At 40.3% G+C, this 25,643-nt stretch carries 21 protein-coding genes and 1 pseudogene; 10 read left to right on the top strand and 12 right to left on the bottom strand.

Translation table 11 applies throughout. From position 1 onward, the window contains the following. Window positions 1–113 precede the first annotated feature (113 nt). From BST86_RS08640 to BST86_RS08615, 6 genes are all read right to left on the bottom strand, one after another. Window positions 114–944 (bottom strand): hypothetical protein, encoded by an 831-nt coding sequence (locus tag BST86_RS08640; RefSeq protein WP_105982918.1) that lies wholly within the window; start codon window positions 942–944, stop codon window positions 114–116. Window positions 945–1,410: 466 nt separating this feature from the next. Continuing rightward, window positions 1,411–2,061, bottom strand: a complete 651-nt coding sequence (locus BST86_RS08635; protein WP_146126737.1) for an LA_2272 family surface repeat-containing protein — start codon at window positions 2,059–2,061, stop codon at window positions 1,411–1,413. A gap of 194 nt (window positions 2,062–2,255) precedes the next feature. Next, a complete protein-coding gene (locus BST86_RS08630; protein ID WP_105982916.1) occupies window positions 2,256–3,233 on the bottom strand; it encodes a hypothetical protein in 978 nt (325 codons plus the stop codon). A 666-nt stretch (window positions 3,234–3,899) separates the two neighbouring features. After that, window positions 3,900–4,637, bottom strand: a complete 738-nt coding sequence (locus BST86_RS08625) for a hypothetical protein (RefSeq protein ID WP_105982915.1) — start codon at window positions 4,635–4,637, stop codon at window positions 3,900–3,902. Window positions 4,638–5,240: 603 nt separating this feature from the next. Continuing rightward, on the bottom strand, window positions 5,241–5,540 hold the full coding sequence (locus BST86_RS08620; RefSeq protein WP_105982914.1) for a type II toxin-antitoxin system RelE/ParE family toxin: 300 nt from the start codon (window positions 5,538–5,540) through the stop codon (window positions 5,241–5,243). After that, on the bottom strand, window positions 5,533–5,781 hold the full coding sequence (locus BST86_RS08615; protein WP_055413791.1) for a type II toxin-antitoxin system ParD family antitoxin: 249 nt from the start codon (window positions 5,779–5,781) through the stop codon (window positions 5,533–5,535). The genes BST86_RS08620 and BST86_RS08615 overlap by 8 nt, the downstream gene beginning before the upstream one ends. Before the next feature lie 413 nt (window positions 5,782–6,194). On the opposite strand from BST86_RS08615, the gene BST86_RS08610 reads away from it, so the two are divergent. Further along, on the top strand, window positions 6,195–7,160 hold the full coding sequence (locus BST86_RS08610; protein WP_105981876.1) for an IS110 family RNA-guided transposase: 966 nt from the start codon (window positions 6,195–6,197) through the stop codon (window positions 7,158–7,160). A 248-nt stretch (window positions 7,161–7,408) separates the two neighbouring features. After that, the gene (locus tag BST86_RS08605) at window positions 7,409–8,374 is read left to right on the top strand and encodes an IS110 family RNA-guided transposase (protein ID WP_105981876.1); all 966 of its coding nucleotides are present in this window, start codon (window positions 7,409–7,411) and stop codon (window positions 8,372–8,374) included. Window positions 8,375–8,497: 123 nt separating this feature from the next. Here BST86_RS08605 and BST86_RS08600 read toward each other — a convergent pair whose 3' ends face one another. Both BST86_RS08600 and BST86_RS08590 read right to left on the bottom strand, forming a co-directional pair. Continuing rightward, window positions 8,498–9,676 (bottom strand): TlpA family protein disulfide reductase, encoded by a 1,179-nt coding sequence (locus BST86_RS08600; RefSeq protein ID WP_105982913.1) that lies wholly within the window; start codon window positions 9,674–9,676, stop codon window positions 8,498–8,500. A gap of 963 nt (window positions 9,677–10,639) precedes the next feature. Continuing rightward, window positions 10,640–10,978, bottom strand: coding sequence for a hypothetical protein (locus BST86_RS08590; protein ID WP_105982911.1), 339 nt, complete (start codon window positions 10,976–10,978; stop codon window positions 10,640–10,642). A 169-nt stretch (window positions 10,979–11,147) separates the two neighbouring features. On the opposite strand from BST86_RS08590, the pseudogene BST86_RS15035 reads away from it, so the two are divergent. Together BST86_RS15035 and typA are read left to right on the top strand one after the other, a co-directional pair. After that, window positions 11,148–11,981 (top strand): annotated as a pseudogene (locus BST86_RS15035) (tyrosine-type recombinase/integrase). 438 nt (window positions 11,982–12,419) lie between these two features. Continuing rightward, window positions 12,420–14,225, top strand: coding sequence for a translational GTPase TypA (typA, locus tag BST86_RS08580; protein ID WP_105982910.1), 1,806 nt, complete (start codon window positions 12,420–12,422; stop codon window positions 14,223–14,225). Between the two features lie 159 nt (window positions 14,226–14,384). On the opposite strand, the gene BST86_RS08575 is transcribed toward typA, so the two are convergent. The 3 genes from BST86_RS08575 to BST86_RS08565 form a co-directional block, all read right to left on the bottom strand. After that, on the bottom strand, window positions 14,385–16,925 hold the full coding sequence (locus BST86_RS08575) for a M14 family zinc carboxypeptidase (protein ID WP_105982909.1): 2,541 nt from the start codon (window positions 16,923–16,925) through the stop codon (window positions 14,385–14,387). A 72-nt stretch (window positions 16,926–16,997) separates the two neighbouring features. Further along, a complete protein-coding gene (locus tag BST86_RS08570; protein ID WP_105982908.1) occupies window positions 16,998–17,384 on the bottom strand; it encodes a PUR family DNA/RNA-binding protein in 387 nt (128 codons plus the stop codon). A gap of 68 nt (window positions 17,385–17,452) precedes the next feature. Beyond that, window positions 17,453–19,201 carry an ABC transporter ATP-binding protein gene (locus tag BST86_RS08565; RefSeq protein WP_105982907.1) on the bottom strand — a complete coding sequence of 583 codons (1,749 nt, stop codon included), beginning with the start codon at window positions 19,199–19,201 and terminating at the stop codon, window positions 17,453–17,455. Between the two features lie 109 nt (window positions 19,202–19,310). Between BST86_RS08565 and BST86_RS08560 the strand changes: the two genes are divergently transcribed. The 5 genes from BST86_RS08560 to BST86_RS08540 all read left to right on the top strand — a co-directional run bounded on the left by BST86_RS08560 (window position 19,311) and on the right by BST86_RS08540 (window position 22,761). After that, on the top strand, window positions 19,311–20,435 hold the full coding sequence (locus BST86_RS08560) for a Glu/Leu/Phe/Val family dehydrogenase (RefSeq protein WP_231717829.1): 1,125 nt from the start codon (window positions 19,311–19,313) through the stop codon (window positions 20,433–20,435). Window positions 20,436–20,548: 113 nt separating this feature from the next. Beyond that, window positions 20,549–21,487, top strand: a complete 939-nt coding sequence (locus BST86_RS08555; RefSeq protein ID WP_105982906.1) for a transcription antitermination protein NusB — start codon at window positions 20,549–20,551, stop codon at window positions 21,485–21,487. Between the two features lie 70 nt (window positions 21,488–21,557). Then, complete coding sequence (locus BST86_RS08550) at window positions 21,558–22,022, top strand: DUF1573 domain-containing protein (RefSeq protein ID WP_105983984.1); 465 nt, start codon at window positions 21,558–21,560, stop codon at window positions 22,020–22,022. 8 nt (window positions 22,023–22,030) lie between these two features. Beyond that, on the top strand, window positions 22,031–22,324 hold the full coding sequence (yajC, locus tag BST86_RS08545; protein WP_105982905.1) for a preprotein translocase subunit YajC: 294 nt from the start codon (window positions 22,031–22,033) through the stop codon (window positions 22,322–22,324). Between the two features lie 125 nt (window positions 22,325–22,449). Then, window positions 22,450–22,761 (top strand): GIY-YIG nuclease family protein, encoded by a 312-nt coding sequence (locus BST86_RS08540; protein WP_105982904.1) that lies wholly within the window; start codon window positions 22,450–22,452, stop codon window positions 22,759–22,761. A gap of 273 nt (window positions 22,762–23,034) precedes the next feature. On the opposite strand, the gene BST86_RS08535 is transcribed toward BST86_RS08540, so the two are convergent. Then, window positions 23,035–23,514, bottom strand: a complete 480-nt coding sequence (locus BST86_RS08535) for an SRPBCC family protein (protein WP_105982903.1) — start codon at window positions 23,512–23,514, stop codon at window positions 23,035–23,037. 112 nt (window positions 23,515–23,626) lie between these two features. Between BST86_RS08535 and BST86_RS08530 the strand changes: the two genes are divergently transcribed. After that, entirely contained in the window at window positions 23,627–25,561 is a 1,935-nt protein-coding gene (locus BST86_RS08530; RefSeq protein WP_105982902.1) for an alpha-1,4-glucan--maltose-1-phosphate maltosyltransferase, read from the top strand. Window positions 25,562–25,643: the final 82 nt, after the last annotated feature.

Genomic DNA, 25,643 nt, shown 5'->3' with positions numbered 1-25,643 from the left:
GAGAGAAATACATATCCAAAGGGTCATCAAATCTTTGGAAGGGAAACTTATGGGCTAATTTAAATTAGGAAATAGCTTGTTTTTTACCTCAGTTCTTTGTTGTAAAACGTACTTTATTCAATACCTTGTTTGTTTTTTATGTAATTAATGTGCCATATCAGCCTTTGATACGAACCATTATCCAAAGCTCTTTGTCCAGTCAACATACTCGTAAAGAAAAATGCATTATTTTTATATGTATAAGTTCCAAAATTTTCATTCCAGACAAAGTCATAGCCAATCCAATGATTACTTTTTTCAGTCGGTTCAGATAAATGATATTCTCCTAAAAGTTCTCTTGCTAAAGTATTATTCACAACAAAAATTCGTGGGTTATTTCTGTCGATTATTTTATCCAAAATAATTTTTGAAATCATACATTGTTTATAGATGAAATCAACACCACGTTCAGTTTTTAGTAAACTAGAGACTTTTTTTTGATTTGTCTCTCTATTATAAAGCAAGTCCATATGTCCCCAATTCAGTCCTGTTTTTTCAGCAATGTCAAAAAACTTTTTGAAGTATCTGTAATCAAGGTTAACATCGTAAGAAAGTTTATGAAATTCACAGTTGATGTCATTTTTTTCAATCAATCTTTCCTTTACTTTATCAGTCATTGATGGATTGATTCCAATAAATACAATTCCATCATTTGGTATTTCCGCAATTGAATTCGGTGAAAATTGGCAATATTCTTCGTTGCTAAATTCTTTCCAGAGTGAATTAATTTTTTCTTCAACTATTGGTTTTATTTCAATCACAGGTGTTTCTTGGGTATGTTTTACAACGGCAAAGGTATAATGCGTGTGAGGCGTTCCCTCACGTTTGGCTGTTACCTTGCCATTGATTGGTTTTGTGTGATGAAGATAGTTAATGTTGTTGAATAGAAGCCTCGCGTGGAGCATCCTGCATTCGACGAGTGCAACGAGAGGAATGCATACCTCATACAAGTTGGTAGAGGAAGCAAGATCCTATCCAGGTAAGCCCATAACTTATGAAAAGGCGTTGAATCACGGTTGTCGTTTCTGTCTCCGACGAGCGAGGTAGGAGCGAGAGGAAGACACAAGAGTAGATCGGGAGCTTGCCTGCCGGCAGGTCTTGAAATTTTGAAGCTCTTCAGGCTGATTAGCGGTTTTAGCCATACTCACATTCGAATTGATTGGTACTCAAGCCTTAAAATCAAAATTTTATAGCGGAGAGCTACGGCCGCAGGCTATTGGCCTGAACTTGTTTGTATATGATTTGTTGCGTGGTTTAAGCACCTAATTTAGCAAATAAACACCAGATAGCAAATCCGAGAGGATTTTCGTAAGCAAGTTCGAACTAGCCATTAATTATACACTGTGTTGCCATTAGTATTTTATTTCCGTTCTAAAAATTCCAATTAATTATCGGTAGTTTACGTTTTTCGTTAATATTCCAAAGTCCTAATTGAATTCCTTTTGTATTTTTACTTTCATTCCAAATTCCAATTTGTAGACCAACCATTTTTTCGTTCGCATAATTCGCGCCACCAATTTGAATTCCTGACATATATTCAGTTGAATTCGATAATGCAATTTGAATTCCGTTGCTATATGTTGTTTCGTTGAGCAATCCAGAAATTTGAATTCCGTTTGAATTGTCCATTCCATTCCACAAACCAGCAATTGCAATTCCGTTATTTTCAGTTCCACTTTGAACTAAAAAAGCAAGCGTAATTCCATTGAAAGAAACATTTCCCATTGTTCCACCTGAAATATTCAAGCCATTTATTATTTCATCAGTTTCTTCTTTTCTAATTAAACTACCATTTGCTAATAATCCTATAAGTCCAAGTCCAGGGATTTCAAGTCGTATTCCATTTGTTCTAACAAACCTTTTTTCGTCATTGAATTGCGGAAATGCTCCAACTGAAATTCCATTTATAGTTGTATTTTGTGTATGGAAAGTTCCAAATAAAAATCTTGTTTTCTCATTGAAATCTTGAGCAAAGACTTTAATGGAAATTAGAAATATGACTAGAATCGTAGTGTTTTTCATATTAATGGCAACGGTTGTGTATATGGCTCCTAGCGTACAAATTATCCATAACCATTCAGTTAAACACGAGCCGAATCTTTTAATTTTCTTATTACCTTTTCTTTTCAATAAGCCAAATTAAAAAAAATGGCGAACTTCACAATATACCTCAACTTCCTATTATACAACTACCTAGATATGAGATATATACCTTGTTACCCGTAGTTATTTTTCCTCATTGGTATTTTAAAAGCAAAATCTACGCTTATTAAATGCTCATATTTAAAATCAATGGTAGGATTTATTCTTATGAATGTAGGTCTATAAACTACACCAGCAAATAGGGATTTTCCAAATTGGAAGTAAGTGTTAGCTGTTAATCCAAAACTCTGGTTTTTTCTTCTAAATTCTATGTTTTCGTCTGGATAAGTCTGGTCGATAAGGCGATAGTTATTTACTGAATAGTTTATTCCATAACCAAAATTCAATCTTCCTAGCTTGTAATTATCTGTCAAGTCAATATATGTAGTACTTAAATCTTCTCTTACATCATCCAATGTTGCCGCAGCTGGTATCGGAACGAAAAAATCTGTTGCTGCAACAAATTTTAAAGCAACGTACTTGTCATCTCTATAAAAGTATTCAAGTCCAGCAGATATTCCCCAAAATCCAGTATTAACTTTTGTTCCTATTTCATTTGGTTCAAAATTAAAACCATTGATATATGGTATCGATAATGATAGATTAATATGTTCTTTATTTTTCGGATATTTCTTTCCAAAATACTCATTCCAAAATTTTCTGACTGGTGGATGTATTATTCTTGTTGTATCATTAGTATTGAGGTAGACATTGTCGCCATAGTAAAACCTTTTTTGATTAGTCAAATCAATAGCATAATATGCTGGTGAAAGTTGCATTCCAAGTGAGTTCAAATAAAGAAAAGTAGGATTTGGTGATGATTTAACAATGTAATCAAGATTTAGAGTATCAGAAATCAAGGTTAGTTTTAAATCTTTCTTTGACCTAACTACTTTTATGTTATTTGGTAAATCGTATAGACTATCATATACTTTCACTTTCGCATTTCTAACATTCGATGTAACCCTTAAATCATAATCTTCTTTCTTTAAAATCGTTGCGCAAGATGTCAGAAAAAGACAAGCAGAAATAATAAGCCAGATGTTTTTCATAAATATGGGTAACGGCAAAGGTATAATGCGTGTGAAGCGTTCCCTTGCCTTTGATTGTTTTTGGTTGATGAAGATAGTTAATGTTGTTGAATAGAAGCCTCGCGTGGAGCATCCTGCATCTGACGAGCACAGCGAAAGGAATGCATACCTGATGCGCTTTATGCTATGTTCGTGCTAGTTAGTCGAGGAAGCGAGATTCTAGCGAGGTAAACACCTACCTTTTGAAAAGGCGTTGAATCACGGTTGCCGGTTCTGTCTCCGACGAGTGAGGTAGGAGCGAGAGGAAGACACAAGAGTAGATCGGGAGCCTGCCTGCCGGCAGGCAGGTCTTGAAATTTTGAAGCGCTTCAGGCTGATTAGCGGTTTTAGCCATATTCACATTCGAATTGATTGGTGCTCAAGCCTTAAAATTAAAATTTCATAGCGGAGAGCTACGGCCGTAGGCGATTGGCCTGAACGTTTGTGGCTATGAGTAGTGCGGGCGCAAACAGGCGATGTCTATTCAGTTGAGCACAGAGCCAAAACCTTGTTTTCTGGTATTTTATTTTATTATTTCAAAAAGCCATAATGAGGTTATGGAGGTCATTGCAAATTAGCGATTATTTTAGATTAAGCAACTTAGCCCGTATTACATATAGCCCATGTTGTAGGCAGTGCTTTGTTCATTTAATTATCAAGGTCTCCAACAATTCTATCTGCTTCTACATAACCTTCTTCTATCGGCATTTCTGACATCAATCTTTTTATTTCATTCGGTTTTGTAGCAAACTCTTCATTTTTTTCCATTAACTCATTTATGAGATTTCGCCATTCCAAATATGCTCCTTTTTTATTTTCGATTAGAATATCTTGAAGAATCGTACCCCAAATTTTTCTCATTCTCTCATCCCATTTATTCTTAGCCGTTGTGAAAAACATAGTATTTACATTGTTAATCTCCATTTTGGCTTTTGTCTCACTTAGTTCTCTTCTCAAAGCTCTTGAGCACATTTCAGCGACATCGAAAAGCAATTTATGAACTTCTAATTCTGATGAATTTTCAGAAAGTTTGCAGGAGCAATTTTTACAAAATACTGGAGCGATATAAGATTTGTCATCGCCCTTTCGTTTTCTTATTCTTTTTGACAGGTGTGATTTAGGCACATCAACAATTCCCTTTAACTCGATAGTGCCAGACATTTCCCAACCATATTTTTCGTTGAATTTTTCGCAATCTTCATTTGATTTTGATTTAAAATCCGAGTAGCTTAATTCAATGTTCGGTTGCCAAAATAGGTTGTCGTCATTCTCTATTCGCACATTAATTTGGGCATTTAGTTTAATCGATAAAATGCACAGTAGAAAAATGCAGCAGATTTTATATGCTATTTTCATTTGATTTTTTTCTAAATTTTTGTTTCTCATTACTTACAACAGCAAAGATATAATGCGTGTGAGGCGTTCCCTCACGTTTGGCTGTTACCTTGCCTTAATTGGTTTTGATGGATGAAGATAGTTAATGTTGTGGAATAGAAGCCTCGCGTGGAGCATCCTGCATCCGACGAGTGCAACGAGAGGAATGTATGTCTTATGCGCTTTATGCTCTGTTCGTGCCAGTTGGTGGAGGAAGCGTAGCCTTGCCAAGTATAGACATACCTATTGATCAAGGCGTTTCACACCTTTGCCGTTTCTGTCTCCGACGAGCGAGGTAGGAGCGAGAGGAAGACACAGGAGTAGATCGGCAGCCTGCCTGCCGGCAGGCAGGTTTTGAAATTTTGTAGTAATGTCACTGTTTGAAAATCTTGCTAATGCAGGCACTCAAATGTTTTGGGATTCGAAGCCTTAGCTTCAAAATTCATAGCGGAGAGCTACGGCTGCAGGCAATTGGCCTGAAAGGTCTCGGCTATTAGTAGTTGCGTGGTTTAGCACTTAATTTTGCAAGTAAACACCGAACTGAAAATCCGTGAGGATTTTCAGAAGTAGGCGAGAACAAGCAATTACTTATAGCCATTGTTGAGTGTAGTTTTTTTATTCGGTTATTCTGTTTTTCAAATCCATTTGACCGTGTAAAATTCTTGTTATTTCAATCGGATGGTCAATTCTTTTTCGATAAAATATTATGTGTCGATTTGCTTTTAATCCGAAAAGGTCAGATTTAATCCCATTATAGTTTTTTCCTAATTCTGGATTGTCAGCTATATCTCGGCAAATATCAAGAAGCATATCGTAGTATCTGTCAGCTTGATTTTCAGACCAATTCTCAACTGTATACTCCCAAATTCTATTTAAGTCAGCTACAGCCTTATTGGTCAATTCGTATTTAGCCATTCTTTTTGCGTTTAGCTTTTAATTCCTCAAGATTTTTTTTTGGGTCGAAATCGTGAGCAATTCCACTATCAATTCCTTCTTGAATAGCATTTCTTAACGCAATTACTTTGCTTTCCTCATTTTCTAAAAGTCGAAGTCCAGCTCTGATTACTTCGCTTACATTTTTGTACCGTCCAGCAGAAACTTGGGTTTGTACAAACTGGTCAAAATAATTTCCGAGCGATATTGATGTATTTTTCATTTTAATCATTTTTATCAAACATACCAATTTTTGGTAAAAAATCAAATTTTCTCGATTTTCGCTCAAATCACACCGAACAGCTAACGGTCTCGGCTATGAGTAGTTGCGTGTTTTAGCACTTAACTTTGCAAGTACACATCAAACTGTAAATCCGCGAGGATTTTAAGAAGTAGGCGAGGACAAGCAATTACTTATAGCCATCTTAATCTTGTATTCTCTTTATTTTTAAAATCAAACAGAAAGAACAAAAGGGAAGGTTAAGGTACAGATATACATTGAAGCATTGGACTTCGTCAACATTGATTACCACTTCCCTTTTTCTACAGTACTACGTTCAGTTCTATGAGACTTGAGATCTCGTTTTTAAGTTGTTGTAATGTCTGTAGAATCGTCCTTTCATAAAACTATTTATTATGGATAAATATACAGAAGTCTTTGGAGTAGACATCAGCAAGGACCACTTTGATGTCTTTAGTGAGCGTTATGGACATGAACGTTTCAGTAACAACGATGATGGGTTCCATAGGTTTCTGGAGGGTCTGTACGATACGGACCTGGTGGTCATGGAGGCAACGGGATATTACCACGTTTTGTTACTTGAGTTCCTGAATGGTTTTGGAGTACCGTCATCCCTTCTCAATCCTCTGTCGGTAAAGCGTTTTATCCAGATGAGATTGAAGCGTGTAAAGACGGACAAGAGCGATGCAGAGATGATACGCAGCTATGGCCTACAGGAAAAGGTCGCCATTTATCAGAATAAGAGTGTGGAATCCAAAGCAATGCTTCAGACCTGTAGTATGCTGGAGGTGTACCTGAAGCAGCGTACGATGCTGAAGAATAAGCTACACGGTGAGAAGACCCTTGGTGAGCCATCCGAGGTATTGGTCAAGAGCCTACAGTGCAGCATTACGCATATGGATCAACAGATACAAGTGCTGGAAAACGAATTGGCAGATCTGGTCAAGATGCTCTACGGCAATCAAAAGGCCCATCTGTGCAGCATCCCTGGAATAGGAGACCGCACGGCTATCTATCTTTTGGCACTGACCGATGGCTTTTCCCGTTTTCAAACGGCCTCACAGCTCATCAGCTATGCCGGGATGAGTCCGGTGATACGTGAATCGGGCAGTAGCGTGAGAGGTCGCAGCAGGATCAGCAAGATGGGCAACAGGAGGCTGCGCAATTTGATGTTCATGTGCGCCTTTAACGCCTGTAAGCACAATCCAGGATGCAAGGCAATGTATGAGCGCATCACGGCAAAGGGCAAGAGCAAGAAACTGGCTTTGATAGCTGTTGGGAACAAACTGCTCAGACAGGCCTTTGCGATAGGTAAGAGTGGCCTGCCTTTCGATCCGGCATACGTGAGTCGAGTAGCCTAAAAGGTCTCACTTTAGAGAGAAATACATATCCAAAGGGTCATCAAATCTTTGGAAGGGAAACTTATGGGCTAATTTAAATTAGGAAATAGCTTGTTTTTTACCTCAGTTCTTTGAAGCATTGGACTTCGTCAACATTGATTACCACTTCCCTTTTTCTACAGTACTACGTTCAGTTCTATGAGACTTGAGATCTCGTTTTTAAGTTGTTGTAATGTCTGTAGAATCGTCCTTTCATAAAACTATTTATTATGGATAAATATACAGAAGTCTTTGGAGTAGACATCAGCAAGGACCACTTTGATGTCTTTAGTGAGCGTTATGGACATGAACGTTTCAGTAACAACGATGATGGGTTCCATAGGTTTCTGGAGGGTCTGTACGATACGGACCTGGTGGTCATGGAGGCAACGGGATATTACCACGTTTTGTTACTTGAGTTCCTGAATGGTTTTGGAGTACCGTCATCCCTTCTCAATCCTCTGTCGGTAAAGCGTTTTATCCAGATGAGATTGAAGCGTGTAAAGACGGACAAGAGCGATGCAGAGATGATACGCAGCTATGGCCTACAGGAAAAGGTCGCCATTTATCAGAATAAGAGTGTGGAATCCAAAGCAATGCTTCAGACCTGTAGTATGCTGGAGGTGTACCTGAAGCAGCGTACGATGCTGAAGAATAAGCTACACGGTGAGAAGACCCTTGGTGAGCCATCCGAGGTATTGGTCAAGAGCCTACAGTGCAGCATTACGCATATGGATCAACAGATACAAGTGCTGGAAAACGAATTGGCAGATCTGGTCAAGATGCTCTACGGCAATCAAAAGGCCCATCTGTGCAGCATCCCTGGAATAGGAGACCGCACGGCTATCTATCTTTTGGCACTGACCGATGGCTTTTCCCGTTTTCAAACGGCCTCACAGCTCATCAGCTATGCCGGGATGAGTCCGGTGATACGTGAATCGGGCAGTAGCGTGAGAGGTCGCAGCAGGATCAGCAAGATGGGCAACAGGAGGCTGCGCAATTTGATGTTCATGTGCGCCTTTAACGCCTGTAAGCACAATCCAGGATGCAAGGCAATGTATGAGCGCATCACGGCAAAGGGCAAGAGCAAGAAACTGGCTTTGATAGCTGTTGGGAACAAACTGCTCAGACAGGCCTTTGCGATAGGTAAGAGTGGCCTGCCTTTCGATCCGGCATACGTGAGTCGAGTAGCCTAAAAGGTCTCACTTTAGAGAGAAATACATATCCAAAGGGTCATCAAATCTTTGGAAGGGAAACTTATGGGCTAATTTAAATTAGGAAATAGCTTGTTTTTTACCTCAGTTCTTTGTTGTGTGCAGTTATTTTATCCATTTATTTAGTAAACTATCGATCTCCTTTTCATTCTTTTCACTATGTCCAATTTTTGAATAAACAATTTCGCCATTAGTATCTATAATATAAAAAGTTGGATATGCTCTAACATTATATATTTTAGTGACTTCATTATCAACAAATATCGTTGGATAATTCATTTCATTTATTTCGATGAACTCTTCAAGTTTCTCCTTATCCTTTTCTTTATTGTCGTATGGATTTAATCCGAGAATCGCCAAATCATTTTTTGAATATTCAGTTCGTATTTTATTTAATGAGGCGATTGCTTTTATACAGGGAAAACAATCCTTGTACCAAAAGTCAACCAAAACATATTTGTTTCTGTAATCTTTTAAACTGATGGAGTCATTAAGTTGAAAATTAAAGCCTTCAAATACTGGTGCTTCAATTCCGTTAGCTATAGGTTCCATTTCTTTTGGGTCAGTTTCTTTATAATCTTCGATTTTGTAGCTGTCAATTAGATTGCTTAACTCTAATTGTAAATCACTATCGGTTATGCTGTTATATTTCTCATTGGTGAAATGCCATTCATTGTATTGATGCTCATTTTGAAATTTAACTGAGTAGATTATATTTTTTAAGTTGTCATCTTCGTTGAAAAAGAAAATCTTTCTTTGTTTTTCAATTGGTAAGTTGTCTTTAAATCTGAATTTTATAGCATTTCTATTTGAATCTCGAAAAATTGTATCAGTTAATCTGGCAACTGTGGTAGAGTCTTTCCAGTATTTTGATAATCGATTTGCTTTTAAAAAATAAGAATCTAGAACACCACTTATTGTATTTCCATTAATTGCCCAATCTTGACCTTTGTGTGGAAAGAATTTAGTTATCTTTTTCTGTTTGTGATTGATAATATAGATATTTTCTAAGTCGTAGTATCTGTCAATGCTATCGTTTTTTATCCAAAAACTTCCACCGAAAATGGTGTCATTTTTATGTTTTATTAATCGAACATTTGAATTATAGTTTAAAGTATCTTCATCGGAACTAAAGTATTTCATCTTGTAGTTAATGTCATATTCCCAAGATTTATTCTTTTCAACTTGCTTTTCAAAGTTCTCAATAATCAAATCAATTGACTTTTCTTCTTGGCAACTTAATAGAAAGGTCATAACTGTAAGAAAATAAATTAAATGTTTCATATGTTGGTTTTTAATTGTGCACAAGGTGTTTGTGTATAATTATTGGCGTCTTTAATTCACTAATTTAGCAAATACAAACCGAATAGAAAGTCCGCGAGGATTTTCAGAAGTAGGCGAGAACAAGCAATTACTTATAGCCATTGTTAGGTGCAGTTAAGGTTAAGGATTACAAATGCCCTAATTGTGGAAAATGGCATAATGATAGTGACGAACAATATGAAGTGAACAACGAGCAATATCCAAAATGCTTTAATGAAAGTAAAGGCTCAACTATGGATGGTAGTTATTGGGATTGGGAAGAAGTACATTGTTGCGAAGATTGTGAAACGAAATATTGGTTTAGTAATGGTGCGTACTAATTGCACCTAACGGCAAAGGTATTATGCGTGTGAGGCGTTCCCTCATCTTTGGCTGTTACCTTTCCATTGATTGGTTTTGATGGATGAAGATAGTTATTGTTATTGAATAGAAGCCTCACGTGGAGCATCCTGCATCCGACGAGCACAGCGAGAGGAATGCATACCTTATGCGCTTTATGCTATGTTCGTGCCAGTTGGTGTAGGAAGCGAGATCCTAGCCAGGTAAACACCAACCTTTTGAAAAGGCGTTTGATCACGGTTGCCTTTTCTGTCTCCGACGAGCGAGGTAGGAGCGAGAGGAAGACACATGAGTAAATTGGGAGCCTGCCGGCAGGCAGGTCTTGAAATTTTGAAGCTCTTCAGGCTGATTAGTAGTTTTTAACCATACTCACATTCGAATTGATTGGTGCTCAAGCCTTAAAATTAAAATTTCATAGCGGAGAGCTACGGCCGCAGGCAATTGGCCTGAACGGTTTGGGCTATGGTTTCGTTGCGGAATGATTCGGCAGAATTATTCCGCCGTAAACCAAACATTGCAAATACGCAGGAATTTCCGAGAGGAAATTCCGCCGCAATGAACTATAGCCGTTGTTGTGTGTAGTGTTTATTCGACGTAAGCTATTCGTTCTCCGATTTTATACCTCATAATTTTTTTATCGGCTTTTTCAGAAATCTGGATTGCTCCATCGATTGTAAACTGTGCTAATCCGCTAACAATAATTTCGTTCGTTTCTTTGTTCAAGAGTATTTTTTCTGCTTTTTCCAATTCAATAATGTCAGTTTTAAAACTAACATTTCCTAATAATTCAATTGTGTTAGTTTCTTTATTAAATTTAACTACATCACATTTGAATTCAGGTTTGTCATTTTTAATTTCGGTTTTGTCTTGAGCAAAGGAATTTAATCCAATAATCAGAGCAATTGCAAGAAATAAATTTTTCATAATTATATAATTTAATTTGTTAATAATTTAATTTTCGTTTGTCACATTACACACAACTAGTGTATAGAAGCAAGTTAATACTTAACCCCAATTAAATCAATACCTTCTTAACTTAATATCATAAGATATATCTCTTTTTGCATGATATTTATCCTACAAAAATATCAGCATGTTTGAAGACTTTAAAACGCTACTACAGATTAAAAAGTACAGTAATAACACTATCAGGTCTTATATCGGCTTATTACACGTATTTCAAGACTTTGTAGGCTTTCAAACACCTATAGAAAAGTTAGATAACTATTACCTTTTTGACAAATTAGGCGAACTGATCCTTATCAAAAGTTACGTATATACAACTCAAAAGCAATTGTTGAGCGCCGTCAGGTTGTACCTGTTTGAAATGCACAAAAGAGAGGTGGATTTTAAGAAGTTACAACCTCGGGCTCCGCAGCAAGTATTACCGCAAATCTTGTCGTTAGAAGAAGTAACGCTACTGCTCAATAAGACAGAAAATAAAAAGCACAAGGCCATGCTGGCCACAATGTATAGTCTTGGGCTTAGAAGTGGTGAACTTATCAATCTCAGGATATCTGATCTGGACAAAAACCGCAATTGCGTTTTCATTAGTCAGTGAAAAGGTCGTAAAGATAGAATCGTACCATACCCAGATTCCCTAAAGCCTATTTTAAAAGCCTACTATCAAGAGTATAAGCCTAAAACCTATCTTTTTGAAGGTCAAAAAAGGGAACAATATAGTGCGGGATCCCTACGAGCCGTTTTCAACAATGCATGCAAACGCGCTGGAATTACCAAAGATGTAACCTGTCATAACCTGCGACACTCCTATGCCACGCATTTGTTAGATTCAGGAACAAACCTAAAAGTCATACAGAATTTATTGGGACACAATAATATTAAGACAACACTGCTCTACACCAGGGTTTCTGACCGTAATATCGCAAATACGACCAGCCCACTGGATTTTTTAAAACTTACCTAAGCATTAACAATAGCATAGCTATCCCTAGGGACCTTGAAAATATAATTTTAAGGCTATTTCCCATTTCAGATACCAGGGAGATACTAGGGAGATACTTAGGGGATAGTGTATGGTTAGTGTATGGTTAGTGTATGGCGAGTGTATGACGAGTGTATGGCGTTCTCGACAAATAAGTATGGATCAAGTATAGATCAAGTAACCTTGAGTTATGCTCTGGTCTTGACTTTATTATTTTCTTTCCTGGGTACTAGGCGTTATGATGCAAAAGCAAGGAGAACGCATGGAGAATGGCAAAAAAGCGTAGACACTACCACTCGTGTTGGTTGATAAACAATAGTTGATTATCAGATTATTACCTCAACACCTACTTTAACGCATCAAAGGCTTAAAAACCAATAAATAAGACTACTTTTGCAGCCGCTAAGAAGCGCTATTTTTATGAAAGATATTAGAAACATTGCGATTATTGCTCACGTTGACCACGGTAAAACCACACTGGTTGATAAGATCTTGCACCACTGTGAGATTTTCCGTGAGAATGAAAATACGGGAGAATTAATCCTTGATAACAACGATATTGAAAGAGAACGTGGGATCACGATTCTTGCAAAGAATGTATCTGTAATGTACAAGGGTACTAAAATCAATATCATCGACACACCTGGTCACGCAGATTTTGGTGGTGAGGTAGAACGTGTATTGAACATGGCAGATGGTGTGTTACTGTTGGTAGATGCCTTTGAAGGTCCTATGCCACAAACCCGCTTTGTATTGCAAAAAGCTATCGACCTTGGTTTGAAGCCTTGTGTCGTGGTTAATAAAGTAGATAAGGAAAACTGTACACCAGACGAGGTACACGAGTCTGTTTTTGACTTGATGTTTGAATTGGGTGCAGAAGAATGGCAGCTGGATTTCCCTACCGTTTATGGTAGTGCAAAAAACAACTGGATGTCAGAGGACTGGAAAAATGAAACAAGCAATATCGAGCCATTGCTGGATATGGTGATTGAGCATGTTCCTGCCCCAAAGGTAGAAGAAGGAACCACTCAAATGTTGATTACTTCTCTAGACTTCTCAAACTACACCGGTCGTATAGCGATAGGTAGAGTAAAAAGAGGCTCCATTAAAGAAGGACAAAATGTAACGTTGTGCAAACGTGATGGTTCTATGACCAAAACAAAGGTCAAAGAAGTATACGTTTTTGACGGTATGGGAAAAGCCAAGGCAGAAGAAGTCATGGCAGGTGATATTTGTGCGATCGTAGGTCTGGAAGGTTTTGAAATAGGCGACAGTGTTGCTGACTTTGAAAATCCAGAAGCTATGGAAACCATCGCTATCGATGAGCCTACCATGAGCATGCTGTTCACCATAAACGATTCACCATTCTTTGGTAAGGACGGTAAGTTTGTGACCTCACGTCACATCAAGGATCGTTTGACTAAGGAATTGGAGAAAAACCTTGCGTTGCAGGTACACGATACCGGTGCTGCAGATAAGTTCATGGTATTTGGCCGTGGCGTATTGCACCTTTCTGTATTGATTGAAACCATGCGTCGCGAAGGTTATGAATTACAGATAGGTCAACCACAGGTAATCATCAAGGAAGTAGATGGTGTAAAATGTGAGCCTATTGAAGAGTTGTCTATCGACTTGCCAGAGAATGTAAGCGGTAAGGCCGTTGACATGGTTACTTTGCGTAAAGGTGAAATGACCAGTATGGCACCTAAGGGCGACCGTATGTTGATCGAATTTAAGATCCCATCACGTGGTATCATAGGGTTGAGAAACCAATTGATCACCGCCACTGCTGGTGAGGCCATCATGAACCACCGTTTTATAGGTTTTGAACCTTATAAGGGTGAGATTTCTGGACGTATCAACGGTTCCATGATCTCTATGGAAAAAGGAACAGCGATTCCTTACTCCATGGACAAACTTCAGGATCGTGGTAAATTCTTTATCCATCCAGGAGAAGAGATTTATGGTGGACAAGTAGTAGGTGAGAACTCAAGACCAGATGATCTTGCGATCAACTTGACTAAAACCAAAAAACTTTCCAACGTACGTAGTGCAGGAAACGATGACAAGGTAAAGATTGCGCCACCGGTAAAGTTCACGTTAGAAGAAGCCCTGGAATACATCCAGAAGGATGAATATGTAGAGGTAACTCCTAACCACTTGAGATTGCGTAAAATCTATCTTGACGAGAATGAGCGCAAACGTAGAGGTAAAGAATTGAACTAGATGTAGCTTCAATCATATATTAAAAAAAAGCAGATTCGTGAGAATCTGCTTTTTTGATTTATGTAGGTATCATGCACTGGTGCTGTTGTGGTGTTCCGCTTTCGCGAAAGCGAGATCACCTAAAGTCCAGCCTGCATCACAAAACTTTTTGCACTACCATTACATAGCCTTTGCAAAGAATACCGCGTTCATCATCAGCTTGTTGGTGCCGTACCAAAAGGCTCTAAAATTGGTATTGTCGGTAAAGCCAATAACATCGCCACGGCCATAGTTGTTGTGGACAAAGGGTCTGGTATTTCTCAAAGCTTCTAGGTTGGGTTTTGAAATATATCCAGCCATGAGTGGTTCATTGGTGTATTTGATGGGATTGCGATAGGAAGTGCTATCAGCCTCTACAAATAGGGTAGAGTTTCTAAAAATAGGCAGCTGGCTGTCCTTATACCCAAAAGCAACAGGATGCGATCGATCCAGTTGGGTTTCAAAAATAGCTCCACCTATGACCTGCGCACCGTTAAAATCGCCACGCTGCTCAAAGGTCACGTTTTTGGCAGGATTTTCAGTGGACTTAAACGTCACGGGTAAAATTTTGCTACTGGACATCCAGCGCAGCGAGTTGCCAAAACCTATAAGGGTACCGCCAGAGCGCACCCAAGACTGCAGGCTTTCCATCGTGCTCTTGTCTGGCGACCCATAAGAATTGGGATATATGATGGTGTTGTAATTGCTCAAGTCGGCACGGCCTAGACGATCGCGTTCTATCTTAGTGATCGCAATATCATAACGCTGGTCCATCAAATGCCAGATCTCACCAGCGTCATAAGAATCAATGCCATCGCCTATCACTAGCGCAATTTTCGGGTCTTGCAAAGGCACAAATGAATTGGATCCTAGATCGATTCCTGTCGTTAATCCCGTAGAAACAGCATCCACAACCACTGCAGTCTCGCTAGTGTATTCCTGCAAACGCTCCTGCAGTTCATTTTTGGAAAAAGGCTGTCTCGATACGGGTATCATGATCGTACCATAGTCATACGTTTTACCGTTGAGCGTGAAGGGCTGCATCGCTACCTTGGCAATGATCTCATCCCTCAACAGTTGGTTCAATACCTTAGGTGTTTCGTATTCATTCCATTCCATCAGGTAGGCGTAGTCTGAAACCGCAAGAGGCTTTTTGGTACTGGAAGCTTTATTGACCTCAAAAGAATTTTGGTCCATCGTGGCGGTTACATCGGCACCGGTAGCGATATTTCCAGCATTCATGGAATAGTCCAGATCAAAAGCCAGTGGGAACGTCCATGCGCTAATGTCATAGAAAAGACTGTCTGTAAATTCAGTGTCTTTTTGAAACAAGGCTTGGATCAATCTGCTTTTCTTCTGCGACTTGGGAATGACATATGCATAACCTTTCTTGTATTCTTTTCCGTCTACTTTGACATCTTGGTTGAGTTCTTTTAATCGTATCTCGTGGCGTAGTAAAACCTCTGCAAACGCATCGGTTTTCCCAGAGTCTTTAGAATCGCCAAAAATGATATTGCCTGATTTGGTTTCATTAGCAGCATCTTTGAAGAACTTCGTTTGATAATTCAACAGTTTGTCTTTCATGCCGTTGGCGGCAGCCAGCGTGCTTAGCGCTGCGGTAAATTGATTGCGTATGGTAAATGGGAAAGTCAAAACCCCATTAACTGATTCCTGTGCGTGCCCACGGGAACTCGCCTGCTCAAACAAAATTCCTATACTACCATTTACATCTGGAAAAGTAGAACCTTTACCATAGTAAAAATCGTCATAACTTTCTTCTGTATAATAGAAGGATCCTATTTTATCTAGTGCCGCGGCATGATAGTTTCCTATTTCCTTGGTAAGGTCTTGGTTCATTTGCGGCGTCAATGGATTAGTTCTGGATGGAATTCCTGGCTGGAAAAAGAAGCTGGAATTGGTTCCCATCTCGTGATGGTCGGTCAAGATATTGGGCATCCATTTATTGAAAGTAGCGATGCGTGCTCTGGATTCTGGCAATTGTACCGGCAACCAGTCGCGATTCATATCAAACCAATAGTGATTGGTACGTCCACCAGGCCACGCCTCGTCATATTCGCGGTCGTTACCATCGATAGTAATGTTTTCATTTTTATGCTGATTCACCCAACCTGCAAATCGCTGCAGTCCATCAGGATTAAAACTGGGATCCAGTAACACCACGGTATTGTCCAGCATCTCATCAATTTTGGGCCCTTGTGTAGCGGCCAGATAGTAGGCATAAAGCAATGCAGCATTAGAACCACTGGCTTCATTTCCATGAATGGAAAAACCCTGATAAATCACAATAGGACCATTCTCGCTGGATTTCCCATCAATTCGATCTTGGCGTGCCTGTTGCAATGCCTCTACATTTTGCAGATTGCTGGGCGAGCTCACCGTGAGTAGGATCAAGGGTCGGTCCTCAAAGGTCTTGCCTCTATTCTCAATAGTGATGCGGTCGCTGGCACTGGCGAGCGCCGTCATGTACTGGACCAGCTTGTCGTGGGTCACGTGCCATTTCCCAGGAACGTATCCTATCACTTCTTCAGGTGTTGGGATGTTAGGATTATAGGTGACGTCTGTGGGTAAATAATAATCCATTTGTGGATCAACAATGGTTTGTGCGGTTATCGCTTTCGCGAAAGCGAAAAAAACAGCCAGCACTAGTAAAAGATTCTTCATGTGGTTTTGGATTAGGTCAATAAAATAAAAAGCCTTTCACAGGGAAAGGCTTGATGGTGTATATGCTTATTTTTAAATATCGTCAAAATCGACGTTGGTAAAGCTTGCTGGGTGATTAGGCTCTGCAGCATCATCTGACGCTGGCGAGGCGGTATCATCTTTTTTGAAATCGGCTTTGTGACGCTCTGAAATGACCTCGTCACCTTTCTGGTCAATGATGTAGTTGGTCACCTCTTTAAGCGTATCACCAAATTCTGCAAAGTCTTCCTTGTACAAGTAAATCTTGTGTTTTTTGAAGTGAAAGCTGCCATCATCGTTGGTGAACTTCTTACTTTCTGTAATTGTGAGGTAGTAGTCGTCTGCCTTTGTAGATCGTACGTCAAAGAAATAAGTGCGTCTTCCTGCACGAACTACTTTTGAATAAATTTCTTCCTGCTCCTGATAATCTCTATCGCTCATGTCGGTCTTTTGGGTGTTAAGCACTCAAAAATAGGAAAAAACTTGAAAAGCCTATCTATAATTTTGGCTTACTGTTCCAGCATTTGATTGGCATACAAATCGGCATAATAACCGTCTGCTTCCAGTAACGACTCATGATCACCGCTCTCTATGATGCTACCATCCTCTAAAACGATGATAAGATCTGCATTCTTGGCAGAGCTCACACGGTGGCTCACGATAATGGTCGTGGTGTCTCGGGTGACTTTTTTGAGGTTATTGAGGATCTGCTCTTCAGTCTCTGTATCTACGGCACTCAAACAGTCGTCAAACAACAAAATGTTGGGTTCTTTGATAATGGCCCTTGCAATGGAAACTCGTTGCTTTTGTCCACCGCTTAAGGTGATGCCTCGCTCGCCCAGCACAGTTTCGTAGCCGTGAGTGAAGTTCTTGATGTTCTTGTGAACGACTGCATTTTTTGCGGCCGCAACAATTTCTTCCTCACTGGCATCCTTGTTTCCAAAGGCTATATTGTTCCCGATAGTGTCAGAAAATAAAAAGGCATCTTGAGGCACGTATCCTATGGATTGTCTCAAATCATCCAGATTCAAATTCTTAATAGGTTTTCCGTCAATCTTGATCACGCCATCGGTTACATCGTATAGGCGACCAATCAATTCCAGAACAGTAGACTTACCGCTACCTGTTTTACCTAGTATGGCCAGTGTGCCGCCACTGTGAATCTTAAAGGAAAGGTCTTTAAGCGCGTGAATGTTGGTGTCTTCATAAACAAAATTGACCTTGTCAAACTCTATGCTTCCTTCCACACGAGTAGTTTCTTCTACCAGGTTTTGAATCTGGGGTTCAATGTCCAGAAATTGATTGATGCGTTTTTGGGAAGCCTCAGCTTGCTGGATCATGTTGGTCACCCAACCTACAACGGCAACCGGCCAGGTGAGCATGTTGACATAAATCAGGAATTCTGGAATGGTTCCTACTTCAATTTCTCCTGCAATGACCTGACGACCACCTACATAAATCACCAGAATATTGCTAAGTCCAATTAGTAATACCATCAAAGGAAAAAACAAGGCTTGAACCCGTGCAAGGTCAATGTTCTTGTCCTTACTGTCATTAGCCACTTGTGCAAACTGCACGTTCATTTGAGGTGCGAGATTGTAGGCCTTAATGACAGAAATGCCACTAAAAGCCTCTTGAGATATGGTGTTGAGATTGGATAAGTATTGCTGTACCAGTGTGGAGCGCTTGTGAATCTCGCGGCTTACCACATAAATAGCGATAGACAAAAATGGCAATGGTACGATGGTGTAGAGTGCAAGCGTTGGTGCCGTGTCGATCATTGCAGGAATCACCACAGCAAATAAAGTAATCATGTTGATTCCATACATGATGGCTGGACCCATGTACATGCGTACTTTAGAAACATCTTCGCTTATGCGATTCATCAAGTCACCCGTACGATTCTGTTTGTAGAAGCTTAATGATAATCGCTGGTATTGCTGGTAAATGATATTCTTGAGATCATATTCTAGATGCCTGGAAACCACAATGATCAATTGGCGCATGATAAACGTCAAAATCGCTGCAAGTAGGGTAGTGCCTAAGATGATGCCTATGTAAAGGAGTAGATCGTCCTTGACCTGTTCTAGATCGGTACGTTCACCGTTCCCATAGGCGTTGAGAAGATTGATGATCTTACCTACGTACTTAGGCAAGTAAAGAGACAAATATCTGGAGGCAATCGTGACAATAATTCCAAAAATGAGTTGCCATTTATACTTGGCAAACAGCTTATTGAGCTTCAGTAATTCCTTCATAGGTACGTGTCGTACATTGTTAACTATTGTAAATTGAAAATAGGCGATAAGTCCATTGTTGATTATGTAAAATCAAACTACTTTTGCAGCGCAAAATCAAACGCCCTTAATGGGTTACACCATGTCTCAAGACTATACTACTTTAGAAAAAATCATTAATCAGGATCCAGTTTTTGGACAGTTGTCCTTCAACGATCATGAGCAAGTGGTTTTTTGCAACGACAAAGATACAGGATTAAAGGCCATCATAAGTATACATAATACGGTATTGGGCCCAGCTTTGGGCGGTACGAGAATGTGGAATTATGACAACGAATGGTCTGCTCTAAATGATGCCTTAAGACTCTCTCGAGGCATGACTTATAAAAGCGCTATTACCGGTCTTAATCTAGGTGGTGGTAAAGCAGTGATCATTGGGGACGCCAAAACCCAGAAGACTCCAGAGATGATGCGCAAATTTGGCGAATTCGTGCACAGTCTTAGCGGTAAGTATATCACTGCAGAGGATGTTGGGATGAATACAGAAGATATGGACCTGGTGCGTGAAGTAACTCCTTACGTCACGGGAATTTCAGAAAGTAAAGGTGGCTCTGGTAACCCATCGCCCATCACCGCCTATGGTGTGTTTATGGGAATGAAAGCCGCAGCACAGTTCAAGTATGGTAGTGATGTACTAGAGGACAAAGTCATCTATGTAGAAGGTGTAGGCCATGTAGGTGAAACCCTGGTGGAATACCTCACTGAAGAAGGTGCAAAAGTCGTCATCGCAGACATCAACCGCGAGCGCCTGGAAGAGGTAAGCTCTAAATATAGAGCTACCATCTATCAAGGTGCAGACCTGCATTCTGAACCTATGGATATCTATGCGCCCTGTGCGTTAGGTGCCACGATCAACGACAACTCTATCAACAAGCTACAGGCACAAATCATCGCTGGAGCGGCTAACAACCAGCTAGCCGATGAGGCTAAACACGGCATGTTGCTACAGCAACGCGGTATCGTATATGCGCCAGATTTCCTGATCAACGCTGGTGGTATCATAAATGTCTTTGCAGAGCTGGAGGGTTACGACCGTTCAGAAATAATGCGCAAGACAGAAAACATCTATACAACGACCATTGAGATCCTTAAAAAGGCCGCAGATAATGGGGTCACGACGCACACCGCTGCGCTACAGATCGCTCAGGCACGTATCGATGCAAGACGAGCAGAACACAGCAGTCAATCCCATTAATAGTAGTATTTTTGCAGTCCTCAAGCTGTAATTTGCAGTGAGGATATTGATAATTACGCTTTCGCGAAAGCTGACTCAACACCAGCCGCGTTGCATTTATAAAAAACGTTCTTATGCTTACCCGTAGACATTTGCGCATCAAGGTCATGCAGGCCGTTTTTGTCTTTCATAGACAACGACCCGATGACTTGAAGGAATTGGAAAAATTTCTCAATGGCAGTATGACGCAAACCTTTGTACTGTTTCTTTACATGTTGCAGCTACTGGTAAAAATCCATGAACTGGCAGAACAGCGCTTCAAGCTGGCCCAGGACCGCTTCACGGGATCTGAAGCTGTCAAAAACCCTAGTCGCGCACTTATAGAAAACAAGGTCTTGATCGAGCTTGCCAAAAGTCCAGCCCTTAAGGAAGCTCTCAAGAAACGCAAATTGGATCCTTGGCATCTAGATTCAAAATATGTGGAGCGTCTTTATGAGCAGATCGTCAATGACAAGATCTTTGTCATGTACGCCAGTGAGGAAAGTGATAGCATCAAGAAAGATCAAAACTTTGTCAATTCCATATTTTCTGAAATCATAGCACCAGATGATGAATTGATGAGTTATTTGGAAGATGCGAACATCACATGGATGGATGATTATCCACTGGTGAATACAGAGATCATCAAATTTGTAAGAAAGATAAAAGTCAATAAAGAGATCACGCTTCCAGAATTAGTCAAGGACAGTGAAGACATCAAATTTGCGATGGACCTTTTTAGACGTACCATCTTGAACCATGATGAATTATGGAACCGTCTGGAAGGAAAAACCCCCAACTGGGATTCAGAACGTATTGCACAAATCGATGCGGTCATGATCATGATGGCGCAATGTGAATTCTTGTATTTCCCTAGCATACCGGTTAAGGTATCTCTTAACGAATATCTGGAGATCTCAAAAGATTACAGCTCACCCAAGAGTCGCATCTTTATCAATGGAATTTTGGACAACTTGCTCAAGCAGTTCCAAAAGGATGATATGATCAATAAAATAGGGCGCGGCACCATGTAACGGAATGGTTTTTGTCGTTGTTCATCCCCAAGCATTTCCTTATATTTGAACGCTTTAAAAAATGAATAAAATGAAAAAAATAGTTTTGTTGTTTGCAGCAGTTGCTGCCGTGACACTTACAAGCTGTAATGAATCCGCATCTGCAAAGATTGATGAGGCTAACCTTACTGCTGCTGCAGACCGTGAGTCCGTAGAGGAAAATTATCCAGTGATGACTTTTGACCAGCCAGAATATGATTTTGGAACGGTCAATGAAGGTACCGTTGTTGAAAAAGAATATACTTTCAAAAACACAGGAACGTCTCCATTGATCATCGTGAATGCAAAAGGTAGTTGTGGATGTACGGTTCCTACGTGGACTAAAGAGCCAGTAGCGCCAGGAGAAGAAGGAACCCTTCTTGTCAAATTCAATACCAGTGGTAAGCCTAATGCACAGAGTAAATCTGTAACTATTACTACAAATACTGAAGCTGGAACAGAGGTGATCGTCATCAAAGGTTTTGTGACTGGAAAGTCCAGTACGCCTAACGCCTAATCCCTTTTATGGAGCAGTTTATAGCATTTGCGCCTTACGTAGGTATTGCACTGATATTTTATTTTCTAATTATCAGGCCACAGTCTAAACGTCGCAAAGAAGAAAAACAATTTGCAGAATCCCTTAAAGTAGGAGATCGTGTCATTACCACCAGTGGTATTCACGGTAAGGTCAACCAGATCAATGCAGACAAGGGAACCGTAATGATTGAAACTGGAGCAGGAAAGATGCTTTTTGAAAGAACTGCCATTTCGGTAGAGCTTACTAAAAAGCTCAACACTCCAACAGATGTCAAGAAATAATTTGAATTTATAGTAGTACCAAGCCCTTGAGAAATCAAGGGCTTTTTTTTGGCTTCGACTCCGCTCAGCCATCACAAATAGATTCTATTTTGAAAACATCCCTTAGTTGTAACTATATTACGAGGATGAAAGGATGGATGTACATATTGCTTTGTTCAAATGGTAGTTACTATACTGGCAGCACCAATGATCTTAATCGCAGAATCATCAAACATCAAGCAGGGTTAGGTGCAAATCATACCAAAAAGTATTTACCAGTAGAACTCATCTATTTTGAAGAATTTGATAGAGTTCAGGATGCGTTCTATCGAGAAAAACAAGTTCAGGGCTGGTCCAGAGCTAAGAAAGAAGCACTCATCAATGGATTTTCTGACGAATTGAAAAGGTTGGCAAAGTGTTTAAATGAAACTTCCCATGAGAAATGGCGTAAGGAATAAATAATTCGATTTCTGGATCCGGATCATTTCGACTTCGCTCAATGACCTGCTTTGCAAGACAATTTTCATGTCCAATAAGTGCTATGTTAGCATAGCCGAATGAGCGGTGGCTCAACGTGGTCAGATTCGTGTGACTGGCGTAGCCAGATTCAGGTAACTGAGCGTGGTCAGAGTCGCGTGACTGGCGTAGCCAGATTCTGGTGACTGAGCGTAGCCAGAGTCGGGTGACTGAGCGTAGCCAGAGTCTAGTCTGGTGACTGAGCGTAGCCGAAGTCACATCCCAGGCAGCTCCTTCCAGCTACCATCTTCGGCGGTTTGTTTTAAAAAGTGGTTGCGTTGCTCTAACAATCGAGTCATATATTTCTCAAGAAAAAGGAAATCGGCAAGATGGCCTAGCCAACCTAGTGGCGAGTCGTAGTCAAAGATGTCTTTCATCAATGTACTGCCATCTTCTTGAAGGCTAAAATGATGCTCATGACGGAAGTGTTTAAAAGCACCGCTCACCAATTCATCAGCAAAAAAGTGATGCGGTCGCACGTCTGTGATCAAACTTGTAAGTTGCTGTTTGATGCCAAAGTGTACCGCTTCCCAGGTCACGGTTTCACCTTCTTCTACCAGTCCAGTCGTTCTGCCGGCAATGGCCTTCTCTTTGGTGTGTTGTAGGGAATCTTGATGTAGGTCTATACTGCGCGCCAGGTCAAAAACCAACTCGAGCGGTGCGTTGACTTTGGTATGCAGGACTATTTTAGGCATGAAGACTTTTTGTAAAGATAGACCTCAAATTTTGGGGATCGCGCAATCGCTTTCGTAAAAAGAGCAACAGCAGTTGCGCTCTTTTATTACATTTGAAAAAACCTTTCCATCCATGAATCAAGAACGTGTAGTTATAGAAAATGTCCAGCCAGTCATTAATGCTGGTCGTCACGCCATCAAAAGAGTAATAGGAGAAACCGTGCAGGTGAGCGCCACCGTTCTTGTTGACGGCCACGATGTCATTCAAAGTGCCGTTTTATACAAACATGAAAAGGCGAGAAAATGGCAGGAGCAGCGCATGGACTCCATTGGGAACGATGATTACAAGGCGAGTTTTCAAGTAGAAAAACTGGGCAAACTCCAGTATAAAGTTCAAGGTTGGGTCGATTATGCCCTCAACTGGCGCCATGGGATCTCCAGAAAACTGGCCGATGGCCAACACGTCAAAAGTGAATTGCTTGATGGAGTGATTCATTTAGAGCACGCTTACGCGAAAGCGAACAAAACCGAACAGTCCTTGCTACAATTCGGGATTGAGTCATTTCAAACCGACTCTCGATACGATGAGGCCGTTGAGGTCGCCCTATCAGATAGGCTAAAAGACATATTCCTTAAATATCCCGCAAAGCAGATCGCCGCAGAAAGTGAGGTTTTCATTTGTAGTGTAGACCGCGAGAAGGCAAGATTCTCGACATGGTATGAATTTTTCCCACGCAGCGCTGGACAAAATTATAATCACGGGACTTTTAAGGATTGTATCGAGCTATTGCCCTATGTGGAAGAAATGGGCTTTGATACCTTGTATTTTCCACCAGTTCATCCTATTGGAGAGGTCAACCGCAAAGGAAAAAACAACACCACAACAGCACATGGTGATGATGTAGGTTCTTGTTGGGGAATAGGTTCAAAAAATGGCGGACATATGTCGCTGCACCCGCAATTAGGTAATGAGAAGGATTTCAAGAAGCTGGTGCAAGAGGCAAAATCCAGAGGTATTGAAGTAGCGATGGATTATGCCTTACAGGCAGCACCAGATCATCCTTGGGTAAAAGAACACAAGGAATGGTTTAGATGGCGACCAGATGGAACCGTACAGTATGCAGAGAATCCGCCGAAGAAATATCAAGACATTCTACCTATCTATTTTGAAACTACCGATTGGAAAAATCTGTGGAAAGAGTTACTGCGAGTTGCCTTGTATTGGGTAGAAGAATTTGATATCAAGGTATTTAGAGTAGATAATCCGCATACTAAACCTTTTCATTTCTGGGAATATCTCATTGGCGAAGTCAAGAAAAAACACGACGATGTCATCTTTTTGGCAGAGGCTTTCACAGCACCTAAAGTGATGAATCAGCTGGCTAAGGTTGGTTTCCAACAATCCTACACGTATTTCACGTGGCGCAACAACAAGCATGAATTGCAGGAATATGTGCACGAACTCACCACCAGCCATCAAAGAGAATACATGCAACCCAACTTCTGGCCCAACACGCCAGACATCAACCCATATCATTTACAGTCCGGTAATGAGAGCGTTCACTTGAATCGATATGCACTCGCAGCCACGTTGAGTTCCAGTATAGGAATTTATGGTCCCGTGTTTGAGCAAATGATCTCCAGCGCTCTTCCTGGCAAGGAAGAATATCTGGATTCTGAAAAGTTCCAGATCGCTAATTATGACTGGAGCAAGAGAACCAAACTTACCTTGATCATCACTAAGATCAATCAAGCGCGCAAGAATCTCGCGGCGCTACAACAAACCAATAATATCAAGTTCCTGCACCAGGACAACAATCAATTGATCACCTTCTACAAATGGAGTGATGATCGAAAGAGCGAAGTGATCGTGGCCATAAACCTTGATCCTTACTACGAGCAGGAAACTTGGGTGCCCATGCCTTTACAAGAGATGGGAATTGATGAGCATCATGGTTTTACCGTTAGAGATGTCATTACAGATAGTAGTTACCACTGGAGCGGCACGCACAATTATGTAAAGATCAATCCCGTATTGCCATTCCATATTTTTGAGGTGAAGAGATAAGTGTTTGATTACCTCATAATCTTTCTATATTTATAGGGTAATCAAATCAAATTCTCAAGAAGATTCTTATATTTTTGAGATC

The organism is Nonlabens agnitus, from assembly GCF_002994045.1.
GTDB lineage: Bacteria > Bacteroidota > Bacteroidia > Flavobacteriales > Flavobacteriaceae > Nonlabens > Nonlabens agnitus.
This window is presented reverse-complemented; position numbering and strand designations above follow the sequence as displayed.